At 46.9% G+C, this 14,563-nt stretch carries 10 protein-coding genes; 9 read left to right on the plus strand and 1 reads right to left on the minus strand.

The features are described from left to right. The first annotated feature begins 143 nt into the window (after positions 1 to 143). A complete protein-coding gene (locus tag HP548_RS03600) occupies positions 144 to 962 on the plus strand; it encodes an endonuclease/exonuclease/phosphatase family protein (protein WP_175380913.1) in 819 nt (272 codons plus the stop codon). Between the two features lie 190 nt (positions 963 to 1,152). Here the strand turns inward: HP548_RS03600 and HP548_RS03605 are convergent, their stop codons facing one another. Continuing rightward, positions 1,153 to 1,980 (minus strand): methyl-accepting chemotaxis protein, encoded by an 828-nt coding sequence (locus tag HP548_RS03605; protein ID WP_083679131.1) that lies wholly within the window; start codon positions 1,978 to 1,980, stop codon positions 1,153 to 1,155. A 232-nt stretch (positions 1,981 to 2,212) separates the two neighbouring features. Here HP548_RS03605 and HP548_RS03610 point away from each other — a divergent pair, with 232 nt between their 5' ends. The 8 genes from HP548_RS03610 (at position 2,213) to HP548_RS03645 (ending at position 13,979) form a co-directional block, all read left to right on the plus strand. Then, positions 2,213 to 3,793 (plus strand): S-layer homology domain-containing protein, encoded by a 1,581-nt coding sequence (locus HP548_RS03610; RefSeq protein ID WP_175380914.1) that lies wholly within the window; start codon positions 2,213 to 2,215, stop codon positions 3,791 to 3,793. 255 nt (positions 3,794 to 4,048) lie between these two features. Then, complete coding sequence (locus HP548_RS03615) at positions 4,049 to 6,346, plus strand: glycoside hydrolase family 88/105 protein (protein WP_099859143.1); 2,298 nt, start codon at positions 4,049 to 4,051, stop codon at positions 6,344 to 6,346. A gap of 335 nt (positions 6,347 to 6,681) precedes the next feature. Then, complete coding sequence (locus tag HP548_RS03620; protein WP_099859141.1) at positions 6,682 to 8,016, plus strand: ABC transporter substrate-binding protein; 1,335 nt, start codon at positions 6,682 to 6,684, stop codon at positions 8,014 to 8,016. Positions 8,017 to 8,062: 46 nt separating this feature from the next. Beyond that, positions 8,063 to 9,013 (plus strand): carbohydrate ABC transporter permease, encoded by a 951-nt coding sequence (locus HP548_RS03625; RefSeq protein WP_099859139.1) that lies wholly within the window; start codon positions 8,063 to 8,065, stop codon positions 9,011 to 9,013. Beyond that, positions 9,010 to 9,858, plus strand: coding sequence for a carbohydrate ABC transporter permease (locus HP548_RS03630; RefSeq protein ID WP_175380915.1), 849 nt, complete (start codon positions 9,010 to 9,012; stop codon positions 9,856 to 9,858). The genes HP548_RS03625 and HP548_RS03630 overlap by 4 nt, the downstream gene beginning before the upstream one ends. Before the next feature lie 25 nt (positions 9,859 to 9,883). Continuing rightward, on the plus strand, positions 9,884 to 11,782 hold the full coding sequence (locus HP548_RS03635) for a sensor histidine kinase (protein ID WP_099859137.1): 1,899 nt from the start codon (positions 9,884 to 9,886) through the stop codon (positions 11,780 to 11,782). Beyond that, positions 11,779 to 13,383 (plus strand): response regulator, encoded by a 1,605-nt coding sequence (locus HP548_RS03640; RefSeq protein WP_099859135.1) that lies wholly within the window; start codon positions 11,779 to 11,781, stop codon positions 13,381 to 13,383. The genes HP548_RS03635 and HP548_RS03640 overlap by 4 nt, the downstream gene beginning before the upstream one ends. 50 nt (positions 13,384 to 13,433) lie before the next feature. After that, positions 13,434 to 13,979 carry a GNAT family N-acetyltransferase gene (locus HP548_RS03645; protein ID WP_099859134.1) on the plus strand — a complete coding sequence of 182 codons (546 nt, stop codon included), beginning with the start codon at positions 13,434 to 13,436 and terminating at the stop codon, positions 13,977 to 13,979. Positions 13,980 to 14,563: the final 584 nt, after the last annotated feature.

Here is a 14,563-nt window from a genome sequence, read left to right on the forward strand (position 1 = left end):
GTGAAACCCAAGAGTATCGATCTCTATTTTTTACCATAAACCATGCATAATAGGCTCGTCTTGTGTATGCTTATCGTATGTATTCCTTTCAGGAACAATGCAGGCCGGGATTCGGCTTAATTTCAAACAACAGGAGAGAGCATATGAAAATACTTACGTTAAATACGCACGCTTGGGCAGAAGAAGACCAACTAAACAAGATCAGTCACCTGGCTGATTTTATCAATACACACCAGTTCGATGTGATCTCCATGCAGGAGGTTAATCAATCGATGCAAGAAGCAGCGCTATCTGCGGAGGAACTGAAACATTACTTTGCCACGGAATCGGATGCTGTGATCAAAAAAGATAACTACGCCTACGTTCTGCTTACGCAACTGACCGAGACCTATTACTGGACATGGATTCCGGCCCATGTTGGTTTCCGCAAATACGATGAAGGGCTGGCCATCCTAAGCCGGACGCCGATCATCCAGGCTTTTGGTGAATATGTATCCCACATGCGGGATTACGACAACTACCGGACACGCAAAATTGTAGGTGTTCAGACTGAAGTACAAGGCGAAGCAACCTGGTTTGTGAATGGACACTATAACTGGTGGGATGATGAACAAGAGCCTTTCAAGGGGCAGTGGGAACTGACCGAGAGCAAGCTCACTCCATATATGGACCAGCCGCTGTATATTATGGGGGATTTCAATAATGTCGCAGAAGTACGTGGGGAAGGCTACGATTATATGATGAGCAAGGGCTGGAATGACCTGTACACGACGGCTGTGAAAAAGGATGACGGTGCAACCGTGGTCAAAGCCATTGCCGGATGGGCGGATAACAAACGCGATCTGCGTATTGATTATATTTTCTCGAATCGTCCGGTACAAGCGAAGTCTTCAAAGGTAGTTCTCAACGGAAAGAACGGCCCTGTGGTCTCTGACCATTACGGCGTAGCTGTGGAGATTTAATAACAGTAAGTCAGTCTAGCACACGATTCATTATCAAAATAAAACGAAGCCTCCGCTTACTTCCTTATAAGGAAAGTACAGTCAGAGGCTTTTTATTTTCAACCTTTGCCATATTGATGTTAGATAGGCCCGTTTTAAACTATGTACATGTCATTCCTGATTAACCTATTCCTCAGACCACAAGCTAGCTTTATTCCAGAGCCAGCATCTTTTGCACAAACGTTTTCAGATTCGCACTAGTTTCACTAAGCTGTTCAATACTTTCCATAAACTCGTTTACCAGCCCAGCCTGATCCACCGTTGCTGTGGTGATCTGACCGATCTCCTGTTCCATATGTTTAATGGAATCTTGAACGCTGCCAAGGGAAGATTCGATATCGGCTGCTGCTTGTTTGGTGTGATCGGACAGCTTGCGAACCTCGCTGGCAACGACACCGAAGCCGCTTCCCAGATCCCCGACACGAGCCGCTTCAATCATGGCATTTAAGCCAAGCAGGTTGGTTTGTTCGGATACTTCACGGATGACGTTCGTCACTTTAGTCACATTGATGGAGTTCTCCGAGGCTTTTTTGGAATTGCGCAAGATCTCTTCCGAAGTCGCCGATAGTTCTTCCGAATGTGCCGCAATTTGCTGAATCCCACCAACTAGTGCATGAATGGTCGCTTCATTTTCGCTAATCAGCGTTTCCAGTGTGATGTGGTTATCCAGTGCGTAGTTCACACCGAGTATGCCCACAACCTGATCGTTTTCCTTAATTGGAATCAGGATGGCATCGAAGGGTCTGCCTTGCAGATCACCGGGCATGCGGGCCACGGTACGTGTGTCCTTGTTAATCAGCATTTTAAAATCCTTATAATCCTCATGTAACTCGTCCCCGACGTTTACACCGATCTCCAGACTTTTGGCTTCGGCAAAATACAATACTTTCTCATGATCATTAATAGATATGGATACATCATCACGAAACATCTGTCTTACAAAAGGCATAGCATTAACCAGAGATTCAAGAATACTCAAGGTACATCGTTCCTTTCTCATACAAAAAGTGGAATTTTCAGCCTACTACCTATATCGGAAACATTTTTCGATTTTTAAACCAATGCTCAACACGTTGTCGAAATAAGGCGATTTGTTCAGAATCGGTTCAGAACCTCTCTATATAATGGAAATATCGTACATGTCCATATTATTCAAGTTGGATTTTTCGTTGGAATGACACGAATATACTTCATATTGGAGGAGCATTCTTTTGAAAAAAAATCATTTCATCAGCTCGATTCTCGCAGCATCCTTGTTGACAACACCTTTCTGGACGACACAGGCTAACGCCGCAGTATCATTTACCGATATCGATAAATCCTACGCCAAGGATGCCATAGTAGAGTTGCAAAACGAAGGGATTATAACTGGATTCAGTCATGGCCAATTTAATCCGTCCGGTATGATCACCAGACAGGATTTTGCCATCCTGATTGCCAGGACGTTGAAGCTGGATGTAACCAATAACGTCCCATCCAATCCATCATTTACAGATATTCCTGTGACCAGCTATGCCTATGCTTCTGTTGAAGCGGTATATCAAGCAGGTATATTTAAAGGCATGGGAAGTGGGAAATTCGGGAGTGGTAAGACATTATCCAGACAGGATATGGTCGTAACCCTGATGAGAGCGAAGGGAACAGACGTAACGGGAAAAGCTGCTTCGTTAACGTTCAAGGACAGCGCAAGCATCTCGGAATATGCAAAAGACGCGGTCGGAGCGGCGCTCGAGGCGGGATTCATTATCGGCGATCAAAACAACATGTTCAAACCGGCTCTGCAAGCGGATCGTCAAGCTGCAGCATTGACGGCTTCCCGATTACTGCAAACAATAAAGGAAACGCCTGCTCCACAACCTGAACCAGTACCGACCCCAACACCAACACCAAAACCAGAGGTAACACCAACGCCCGTGCCTACGCCGGTTCCATCTACCAGTTCGAATAATGGCGGGACCTCATCAGGTGGAAGTAGCGATAGCGGGAACATGAATCCATCTGTACCTGTGGATAGAACAGCACCGACGGTGGATGTAGGCAAATTTAGCATTATCGATAATTACAGTGGAACCTGGGATCAAGTTCAGGGGGATCCTGGAGCAGTAAGTGAAGAAGGAGCCGTTGTAACTTTCTATAGTTGGACTGATGCAAATACGAATGGAGTCGTGGATGAAGGAGAGTTGGACGAAGGAATTCCCCTTGCCAAAAGCAAATCGGATGGCTCACTTGCGCTTACCAAGTTGGATAATTTGAGTCCAGGAGACTACAAATATGTGATTACCGCCAAGGATTCAGCAGGTAATGAGTCCCCTAAAGATGCGGCGCATGTATTTACTTTTACGCTGGTGAACGGAGAGATGCCAGAAGACGTGCCGACTGTAGGTTCCAGTAAGTTTGGATTCGACTCAAGCAACTCCAAAACAAAGTATCTTCAAATTCAATATGGGAATAATCCATTTTCTCTAAACTACGATGTAGGAGAAGAATTTGTGGATGGCACCATCGAGTATTGGACCGATGCGTTCCAGTTTAGCATAGATGATTTTTACCAAATTGATGGTGAGAATTATACGATAGATAGCAGTCAGATCAGTACTGATGGTCATACGCTTAAGCTTAAAGTAAATGTAGAATCCGGCACACCTATTATTTTGCAATTGGGAAATAAGATGAATGAGACAAGAGGCCAATATGATTTGATCATTCGCGTAGATGCTGACGGCGAAGGATTAGCCAAATCTGTATATGAAGAAACTGAGAAGCTATTCGTTAAATATGACATTTTCGGATAAGTGTAATCTACATGATACGGACTACAACGATGTAGTCCGTTGTTTTGTCTTATCGTCAGACTGACAATACAATTATTTGTTTGTAAGCGTAATCAAAAATCTGTAGCCACCGGAAAGCAGGTCAGTTATACTTGGATTATTATTTGGCTATTCCAAAGATAAACGAGGATCATCACCGTTCGGTAAAAGGGATTTTCTCACAAGGGTTAAGCGCTATACCTATGTATTCCATCTGGAGAGGAATGTGGGCATTCAATGACAACGTATTTCAGTGAACCGCAGAGCATGTATTATCGATTCGGAGAAGATCAGGATCAGGTGCTGAAGGTGCTGGCAGAGAGATATATAGGTGCCAACGCGCAGGCCGATTTTGTATATCGCGTATTTCAGAAGTCTGGTATTTTGCAAAATGAGAAGGGTCTGTATGATCTGAATTTGAGTAAACGTTTCCCTGATGCACAGAAAGGTCAGATTTCCTATGCCGCAGCGTTGGTATGGGGGGATGAAGATCGAAATCTGGATGTGCTAATCCGCTGTTATGGACCGGTTCGTTTCTACTTTAATGAGCAATTGGTATATCGCTCCACGGTCATGGATGAGATTAACCTGGACGCGACTGTGAAGCTGGGAATCGACATTAAGCCGGGATGGAATACGTTGTTGCTGGAGATGAAGTATACACCTGCGGGCTTTGGATGCCAGTTTGGCTCGGACGAGGGGAAAGTGCGCATTCTGAATGTGCTTGCTCCTTTCCAGGAGAGACAGGGACAGGCCGGATGGGTGTATTCCAAACCGATAAGTTCGGAGGAGAATCATCCGGAATGGAATCTGCTCGGGTCAGAAGAGGATCACAAACTGGAGTGGCTGCCTGACGTGCAATGGTCAGAGGAAAAACAGATGCAACCGTCCCTGGAAAGAATATACGGACATCTTCCTGGTCAGCAAGTCTATGCGTGGACACGGTTGGTCAATAGGGATTCAAGCGATTGCCCCATCCGTTTGTCTGGTCAATCTTCCGGGCCACTGAATATATGGCTGAACGGCGTATCGGCGGTGCAATTGAAGGAAACGGGTCCATTCGAGGTGAACATAGCCGCAGCTTTTGGACGGAATGACCTGTTGATTCGCAGTGAATGTAGCGATACGGCTGAGTCATGGAATTTTGTAATAAATGCAACGGTGAATGGAGAGCAATTGGAACTGGAGCTTCCCCAGCGTGTGCACGGAGCTTCTGGAGAATCATGGTTATTTCTAGGTCCTTTTGAATCGGAGGACGTCGAACCAGATTTGCAGGATCTAATGCGCACTGATCGGGTGTTTAAAAGAAATGTATTGAACGATAACCCAGAGGAAACGGGAAGCCAACAGGTACGTAAGGAACGCATATATTGGCGACTGGACAGACCAGATGCGTGGATACGTCCCTATTATGAAAATGCAATGCTCAGTAACAAATGGACAGTAGGCAGTGTGACCAACTATGGTCGCTGGGATTATCCATTAGGTGTCACCGTATATGGTCTGTTGCAGACCGGACGTTATTTGCAGCGGCCCGACATTTCCCGTTATGCGTCAGAACATGTGCAGTCGTGTACCCGTATGGATGAGTACTCATTATGGGATCGGGAGCAGTATGGTTTCCCAGCGGTTAACCAGCAACTGGTTATGATGAAAATGCTGGATAACTGTGGCTCTTTTGGCTCCGCAATGCTGGAGTCCTACTCCGAATGTCAGGAGCCGACGTTTTTACCGATTGCCGAACGGATTGCAGATTTTATGCTGACTCGGTTGGAACGACAGGAGGACGGTGCATTTTACCGCGAGTGTATCGGTGAATTTGCCGAGAATACGATGTGGGCAGACGACCTTTATATGAGCACTCCGTTTCTTGTGCGGTATGCCCGACTGACGGAAAATAATTCAGCACTGGATGAAGCCGCCAGACAATTTTTATTGTATCGGAAGTATCTGTTCATGCCTGAATTCAAGATCATGTCCCACGTATACGATTTCAAATATGGACAGGCGACACAGATTCCGTGGGGACGGGGGAATGGATGGACGCTCTTTTCACTGTCTGAGGTATTGGAAGCTTTGCCAGCAGAGCACTCGGAGCGCCCGGCTTTAATTGCCTTCTTTAATGAATTATGTGAAGGATATGCAGCTCTGCAAGGAGAGGGTGGATTGTGGCATCAGGTATTGAATGATTCGGAAACTTACCAGGAAGCCTCATGTACAGCGATGTTTGCTTATGGTTTTGCACGGGGAGTACGCTTCGGTTGGTTATATCAACCTGCACGTTACATTGAGGCGGCTGAGCGGGCATGGAACGGATTAACCCGTAAAGCGATTGACCGTCAGGGTAATGTACATGGTGTGTGCAGTGGCTCGAGATATGCCTTTACCGCAGAATATTACAATAAGGATCTGCTCACGGTAACGAATGACAATCACGGTATTGGCATTATGATGCTGGCAGGAACTGAAGTGGCGAAGATGAAGAAACATCTGGCCCAGCCTAAGGTGTCATCAACTGCTGTGACGCAATCCTGAAAGTGTCAGTAAAACTACAGGATACTTTCATCGAAATCTTACATGATATGTACTCTAACGTTTCATTGCAAACGGCTGGATGACCACTGGTGAGATGGAGCGAGGTAGAGTACGCCGCACGAAGAATGCTGTATATATGAATAACCACCGGGAGTATCATTCCTGGTGGTTATTTAATCACTAAGAATATTGAAGACAATTGAATGGACATTTGTACCAACCCCTTACTTTTTTGACAGGAAAGCTTACTTTTGTTTATGTCATGAGCAGCCATAGGCCGTTACAATAGTTTTTGTAAGCGATTCCATAAAAGTAAAAGGGGAGGAAATTCATTCGTGTTGAATACCAAAAAGTGGGTAACCCTGTTCTGCCTATCCCTGTTAATGTTCGCTACAGCCTGTTCCGGAGGATCATCAGTACCTTCTGCCTCATCCAATGAAGGTGAAGAAGGGGACACTTCCGGCAAAATTGAACTTCGTATGACCTGGTGGGGATCACAGACTCGCCATGATCTCACGACCAAAGTGATTAAGCTGTTTGAAGAGAAGCACCCTGGCATTACCATCAAGCCGGAATATTCCGGTTGGGACGGATACTTTGACAAGCTGACCACACAGGTAGCCGGTTCAAATGCACCGGATATCATACAGATGGATTACGCTTTTCTAACCGACTTTGCCCGGCGTGGTGCATTGCTTGACCTGACCCCATACGCAGAGAGCAAAGAGCTGCGCACAGAGGACCATGACAAGAGCATGCTCAAAGCCGGATCGATTGACGATAAATTATACGCGATTACATTGGGTGTAAATGCGCCTGGTGTCATCTATGATGCGACCGTATTCCAGGAGCTCGGGATCGAGGAGCCACAGGAAAGCTGGACTTGGAAGGATTTTAGCGACGTAGCGGCCAAGATTGCAGAGGAGAAGGGTGACGGTTTCTACGGTTCTGCGGATGTATCGGGAACGACCAACATGTTTGAGGTATTTATCCGGCAAACAGGCAAGGGACTATTTGATGGCGGGACGTTGACAGCGACCAGCGAGGAGCTTCAGCAATGGTTTGACATGTGGGGGGCGCTTCGTGAGAACGGGGGTGCTACCTCTGCAGAAGTGACGGCATCCACTACGAATGCACTGGAGACACGCCCGATCTCGCTTGGTACAGCCGCCATGGACTTTGCCTGGTCTAACCAATTGCTGACGTTCCAGCAGGTGAACAAAAACCAGGATCATAAGCTTGGGATACAAGTACTTCCGCACGGAGTGGGTGAAAAGCAAATCGGTGAATACCTGAAAGCAGGTCAGTTCCTGTCCGGTTATGCCAAAACAAAACATCCGAAGGAAGTGGCGATGTTTATCGACTTCATGGTCAATGATCCCGAAGCAACCGCCATACTCGGCTCGGAGCGCGGAGTACCCGTCAATGCCAGCATCCGTGAGAAGATGCAGCCTACGCTGCCAGAAGCGGAGCAAGCCATCTTCCAATTTATCGATGTGGTATCGAAAAACTCCAGTGAAATTGATCCGCCATACCCGCAAGGATTTTCCGAAGTGGATACCAGCTTCAAGAGTGCAAGCGAGCAGATCGCCTTTGGTCAAGACAACACACCGGATGTGATTGCCCAGTTCATTGAAGGGGCCAAGGCGACACTTGCATCAAGTCAATAACACTTGAACGGTTCCAGACTTCTTATTCCGCGGGGAGGTTGCGAAGATGAGTACAACACAGGTCAGTCAAGCACGAGCCGAGCGTGTAACAGCCCGGCGGGTGAAACGGAGATATGCCCATAATGGAGCAGCGCTTCTGTTTCTGGCCCCATGGCTGGTTGGTTTATTGTTTCTGACACTTGGGCCGATGCTCGTTTCCTTATACATTTCGTTCACCGACTACAGTATCCTGGCCGCCCCTTCCTGGGTCGGTCTGGATAACTACACCACGATGTTTACATCGGATAAACTGTTTATCCAATCGCTCAAAGTCACATTTACGTATGTCGCTGTCTCCGTACCGATCAAGCTAGTTTTTGCCCTGGTGGTGGCGATGTTGTTGAACAAGGGCATTCGTGGGCTTGGCATTTACCGTACGGTGTATTACATCCCAACCCTGCTCGGGGGCAGTGTCGCGATTGCAATGCTGTGGCGCAAAATGCTGGGCGGTGACGGTCTGCTCAATGGGGTGCTTGCCATGGTCGGCATTAAGGCACCCGATTGGGTCGCCAACCCGAAATATGCCCTGTATTCGATCGTACTGCTGTCCGTATGGCAGTTCGGATCGTCGATGATTATTTTCCTGGCAGGATTAAAGCAGATTCCACCTGAGTATGACGAAGCTTCCGCCGTAGATGGAGCAGGCCCACTCCGGAGATTCTTTTATATCACACTGCCGATTCTGTCACCGGTTATCTTTTTCAATCTCGTAATGCAGCTGATTACCTCCTTCCAGTCATTTACTCAGGCTTTTGTCATCAGTAACGGCAGCGGGGGGCCAGTCAATTCAACATTAATGTACTCTCTATACCTGTACAAAAAAGGGTTCTCGTTCTTCCAGATGGGTTATGCATCCGCAATGGCCTGGGTGCTGGTAATCCTGATCGGTGTCTTTACATTGCTGGTATTCCGCAGCAGCAAGCTGTGGGTGCACTATGAGGATGGTGGGAAATCATGATTGGACAACGAAATGCTGCTTCGTGGGTAGTCGCCAAGCATGTACTGATTTCGGTCATTGCCTTTGTCATGCTGTACCCGGTGCTCTGGATGCTGGGCAGTTCTTTCAAACCGGGACATATGATTTTCACCGAAACCTGGTTTTGGCCGCAAGAATGGAACTGGCAAAACTATATCAATGGCTGGACGGGGATTCAGGGCAATCCCTTCTCCCGTTTTCTGACCAACTCCGTCGTCCTGTCGCTGGGCGCTGTGCTTGGCAATGTCATCTCTTGCTCGATGGCGGCGTATGCCTTTGCCAGATTGAATTTTCGGTTCAAAGCGATTTGCTTTGGCTTAATGCTGATGACGATCATGCTGCCACACCATGTGACGCTGATTCCTCAATATATTCTGTTTAACCATTTGGAATGGGTGAATACGTATCTGCCGCTGGTAGTGCCAAAATGGCTGGCGACCGACGCCTTCTTTATTTTCCTGATGGTCCAGTTCTTCCGGGGATTGCCCAAAGAGCTGGATGAAGCGGCGACGATTGATGGATGTGGTCCTTTACGAATTTATACCAAAATTATCATCCCGCTGGCCTTTCCTGCGCTGGTGACGACGATGATCTTTACCTTTTTGTGGACATGGGATGACTTCTTCAGCCAGTTGATTTATCTGAGTGATGTCAGCAAATATACGGTGCCGCTGGGCTTACGTCTATTCCTCGATTCCAGTTCCCAATCCGATTGGGGGCCGATGTTTGCGATGTCAGTGCTGTCACTGGTACCTTGTTTTATCGTATTTATCGTGTGTCAAAAGTATTTCGTGGAAGGAATCGCGACCTCTGGGCTCAAAGGGTAATTCCAAGACGAAACGAGTTGATTCCATGCGGAAACGAAGATTATCGTTATTCCTAAATCATAAGCTGCAACAAAGCAAGCTCTCCACGTTGATGGTGACTTGCTTTATTGCGTTTAACCTGCTGCTCGTCTCGGTTATTGTTTGGCTGGCATACCAGTCGTTCTCTGCCGTCACGTTTACCGAGATCAGCAAAGCACGACTTGCTCTTCTGAATGAGAGTACACGCCGAGGGTTTGATTTTATTACAGGTGTTACAGGAACGGCTTACTCCTTGGCGAGCAACCGTGAGCTGTCGAATCTGCTTGAAACGAAGGGAACGGGAAGGCTGACACAGATCCACCAACGGCGTGAGGTGTCCAAAATACTGGATCATACGGTGGTAGTCAGTGAAGGTATTACCTCGATCGAGCTGTATACGGATGCCTTCAACGGTGTCACAGTCACGATGGCCGATCGCATCTATTCAGTGGATACGATTGCCGGTGCTTCATGGTTTGCTGCACTGGAGCATGCGGATGCGGCCTGGGTACCTCTGCGGGAAAACGAATCAGGCCAATCGCTAATCGGATACGCCCAACGAATCTTTGACAGCCGGGGTGGTACGGTAGCCTACGTGCTCATCCGCCTGAGTCGCGCCGATATTGTACGTAGATTTGCGGATATGCCGATGGTGCTGGATGGACAGGTGTTGTTGGTGGATACCGCAGGCAACGTCGTCATGCAGATGGGCGATGACAATTTAGAGGTGAATCCTGGTGAGGGTTCGAGCTCAATTCATGGAGCCTCGGAAATTTTTCCTTCTATTAATGTATCTACTAATGCAGCTGCTGCTGTGGAAAGCGAACCAGTCGTCGATCGTGTATGGATTCAGGAGCATGTTGAACATGGGGAGGACGGATTTGAAGTGGTTTCCGGCAAGCCTGGCGGAGCGCAGCTGGTTCTGTATTCAAGACCTGCCATGCTTCAGTGGCGATTGGTTCAGACGATCCCTGTTCACACACTATTATCTCCTGTGAGGCAGGCCGGATGGCAGATCCTTGGAATAGCTGTGCTGGGGTTACTATTTTCAGCGGTACTTGCGTATCTGTTCGTTTGGCGGATTGTTCGTCCTTTACGTCAGCTGATCAAGCGGATGAGGCAACTGGAGAAGGGGGATTTCAATACCCGGGTTCAGCTTTCGTTTACCGAGGAATATGCCCATTTGGCGTATGGATTCAACCATATGGCATCACAATTGACGGAGTTGATGGAGCAGGTCAAGGAAGAGAGCCGAGCGAAGCGTGAAGCACAGACCGGTTTACTGGAGGCGCAAATCAAACCGCATTTTTTGTACAACACACTCGACATGATCCACTGGCGTGCTCTCGATTATGAGGCCAAGGACATCAGCCGCATGATTGTACAACTCAGCAAACTGCTGCGTATTGGATTGAGCGGTGGCAGATTATTCATCCGGGTACGGGATGAGTTGGAGCATGCTCGTTGTTACGTCAGCATTCAGTCAGAGCGGCTGCCATTCTCCATTGATTATCAGGAACAGATTGATCCGAGAGTGCGAGGCTGTTACATTCCCAAAATCATTTTGCAGCCCTTTATCGAAAATGCGGTCATGCATGGGCAGCTGAAGGAAGGACAACTTCGCATACAGGTGGATATGCGGGAATCTGAGAGCAACGTTCCACCATCCAAAATCATCATTTGCTTAAAGGATAACGGACAGGGCTTGCCTCTGGGCTGGAAGCTGGAGGAGACGACTGGTATTGGTATACGAAATGTACATCAACGTATCCAACTGTATTGTGGCACTGGGTACGGCGTTGATATATGCGCAGGTGAATTAGGCGGAGTAGAAGTGACCATTACGCTACCACGTATTGAGACGGAAGAACAATTAAACTTATGGCTGGGCGGTGAAAATGAATGAAAACCATTATGCTCGTAGACGATGACCCGCATATTGTAAAAGCATTGACCGACCATATTGATTGGCCATCCATTGGCCTCCGCATTGCAGGAACAGCTTCCAATGGCGTGGACGCACTGGAGCTGTTCCAACAGCTGCGTCCCGATCTTGTGATGACGGACGTCTATTTGCCAGGAATGACAGGACTTGAGGTCACGCAGGCATTGCGGCGGGACTATCCCCATCTGCCGATCATCATTCTTAGCGGATATGACGAATTCGAGAATGCCAGAGCGGCCATGCGCTGGGGCGTGAATCATTTTTTGCTAAAGCCTGCGGAAGTGGAGGAGATTGAGTCTGTTCTGCGTGAGGTGTTACTGGAAGAGGATGTGCGTGAGCGGCGTGAGCAGCTGGAGCAGACGTACAAACAGGAAATTGGGCGGGTGGTTCCCTATCTTCGCAAATTGTTTCTCCACGAGCTGTTAACCACGCGCTATCGGGAAGAGGAATTGCCTGCGGAACGTATGGATTATGTGGGCATTCGCATACCCTCTCAAGTGCGTGCCATCAGTCTGCAGTTGTATCGGCCTGCATTTCTGACAAGGATGAAAGAACGGGACTGGCAACTGTTAAGGTATGGGGCAGCAGATATTATTCAGGAGACCGTCAAAGAGCAGGCTACGCAAATAAACGACTGCCAGGTGGAGATCGTGGATTATTCGGATCAGGTGATTGTGCTGCTTCTATTTGACGAGAAGGACCCGCTAGAACAATTTGAGTCGATAGTTGAAAGGATGATTGATCAGATTTTTACGTATCTCAAGATCGAAATGAGCGCAGGTATTGGAACGTCCAAAGTTCAATTATGCGAAGTGATGGACTCCTATCTGGAGAGCAGGGAGGCGCTGGAGAAAGCAGAGTTTCAGGGCGGGAGTCGTGTATATCGATATGATTCATCCGATGCTTTAACGCCGAGCGCAACGGATTACTCGCTATTGCTGCGACAATGGAGTGAGTCATGGGCAGATATGAGAACTGATCTGGCAGAGGAGGTATGGGTTCACCTTCGCAATCTGCTGGACGAAGGGGGTGGTATCAGTATTCAGGATGTGCAGGTTGTGGCCGTGAGCCTGTTCGACACGTTAATTCATAGTTGGAACCGACATTATCCCATGCTGGCACCACCGCTCGCGATGAGCCATTTTTTGCGGGAAATTCAATCGAAATATGGGCTGCAGGATCTGATATGCTGGATGGATGGTATTATTCGAAACTGGATGGAACACATACGTAAAGAAATGGGCGAGAAAAAAAGCAATAAATTAGTGGAGCAGGTGAAACAGTACGTTGAAATGCATTATGCTGATGAGATTAGTTTTGAAGCCATTGCCAAGGGACTGTTTGTACACCCCAAATATTTGAGTCAGCTGTTCAAGAGGGTGACTGGAGAGAACTTTGTGAGTTATGTAAACGGGTACCGGATTCAACGTGCGTTGGAGCTACTACAGTCAGGACATTACATGGTCTACGAAGTTAGCGAGATGACAGGGTTCCGCAACGCCACGTATTTCAGTCAGGTGTTCAAGATGCTTACGGGCAAGAGTCCGTCTGAGGTGGGGTAGAGCCATGAATAGGATATGCAAAATAAAATAAAATGGAGGGATTATGGCGTATGATCATCGATCAACAGGAGTTTAATGTAAAAGGATTGATCTATTCGATTAGGTCTGCAATGGAAAAGGATGCTGAAGCATTGTCATCACTTCGTGTACAGATGGATGGAGAAACCGAGTATATGGATCGTGAGCAAGGTGAAGGCTTTATTGATCCAGCGGGGTTTGAACAAATAATCCGGTTGGACTCGGAGAAAGAGAGAAACTTGTTTCTCGTTACTATTGTAAAAGAACAAATCGTTGGGTATTCCAGATGTGAGGGAGTCGATCTAAAGCGATTTTCTCATAAGGTTGAATTAGGCGTTTGCATAACGAAAGAGTTCTGGGGTTACGGGATCGGCAAGAGATTACTCGAACTATCGATAGATTGGGCAGATACGAATGGAATTGAGAAGATGACCTTAAACGTGGTGGGGACGAACGATAAAGCGATGGAGCTTTACAGAAGAATGGGCTTCGAGATAGAGGGAACTTTGAAAAAGGATCGGCGACATGCGGACGGTCGGTATTACGATACAGTTATGATGGGAAGGTTCAGGGGCTGAGGGGAGAAGGGAGTGGTGAGAAGTTGGCTAGCAATATACGCTGATCCCTTTATTGTTTCAATATGTAAATATGAAAGAGTAGATACTAGAGTAACTCCTATCTATTATGGAGAGAGTTAATATCTAGTAGATGTAGGTTTCTTAAAATCTGAATTCATATATTACTATAGAGACTAATGGATATGTGCGGTACAAAACTAAGTATCCCATTAGCTGCTAGTTAGTGTTTCTTCAAGACGAAAAGAATGTTTACTATGAACAGCAACTATTACCCTTTATCTATACGTTAATGAAGTTTAACATTATCATATCTATATGCGTGTAGCAGATAGGGTCTGATTTCAAGACAATGATTCATTATAAATAGAAGGGGGATAAAATGGTTCTATTGTTCTCATCAAACGGAGATAGATAAATATTAAATAAGGGTTGCAATTTATTTTTGTACATGGTATATTCTAATTCCGGCCAAGAAAACACGAGAAACACGGTGCGGCAAGCGAAACAAATAAGCTTCGAAAGAAACTTAAAAAAAGAGCTTGCAAAGTTGGTTCGGATGTGATAAGATATAAAAGTTGCTGAGG

Origin of the sequence: Paenibacillus taichungensis (genome assembly GCF_013359905.1) — a bacterium.
Lineage (GTDB): Bacteria > Bacillota > Bacilli > Paenibacillales > Paenibacillaceae > Paenibacillus > Paenibacillus taichungensis.

Coding starts and splice junctions, on each gene's coding strand:
- HP548_RS03645 (WP_099859134.1), top strand. CDS start 13,434: ATGATCATCGATCAACAGGAGTTTAATGTAAAAGGATTGATCTATTCG.
- HP548_RS03630 (WP_175380915.1), top strand. CDS start 9,010: ATGATTGGACAACGAAATGCTGCTTCGTGGGTAGTCGCCAAGCATGTA.
- HP548_RS03600 (WP_175380913.1), top strand. CDS start 144: ATGAAAATACTTACGTTAAATACGCACGCTTGGGCAGAAGAAGACCAA.
- HP548_RS03635 (WP_099859137.1), top strand. CDS start 9,884: ATGCGGAAACGAAGATTATCGTTATTCCTAAATCATAAGCTGCAACAA.
- HP548_RS03615 (WP_099859143.1), top strand. CDS start 4,049: ATGACAACGTATTTCAGTGAACCGCAGAGCATGTATTATCGATTCGGA.
- HP548_RS03625 (WP_099859139.1), top strand. CDS start 8,063: ATGAGTACAACACAGGTCAGTCAAGCACGAGCCGAGCGTGTAACAGCC.
- HP548_RS03640 (WP_099859135.1), top strand. CDS start 11,779: ATGAAAACCATTATGCTCGTAGACGATGACCCGCATATTGTAAAAGCA.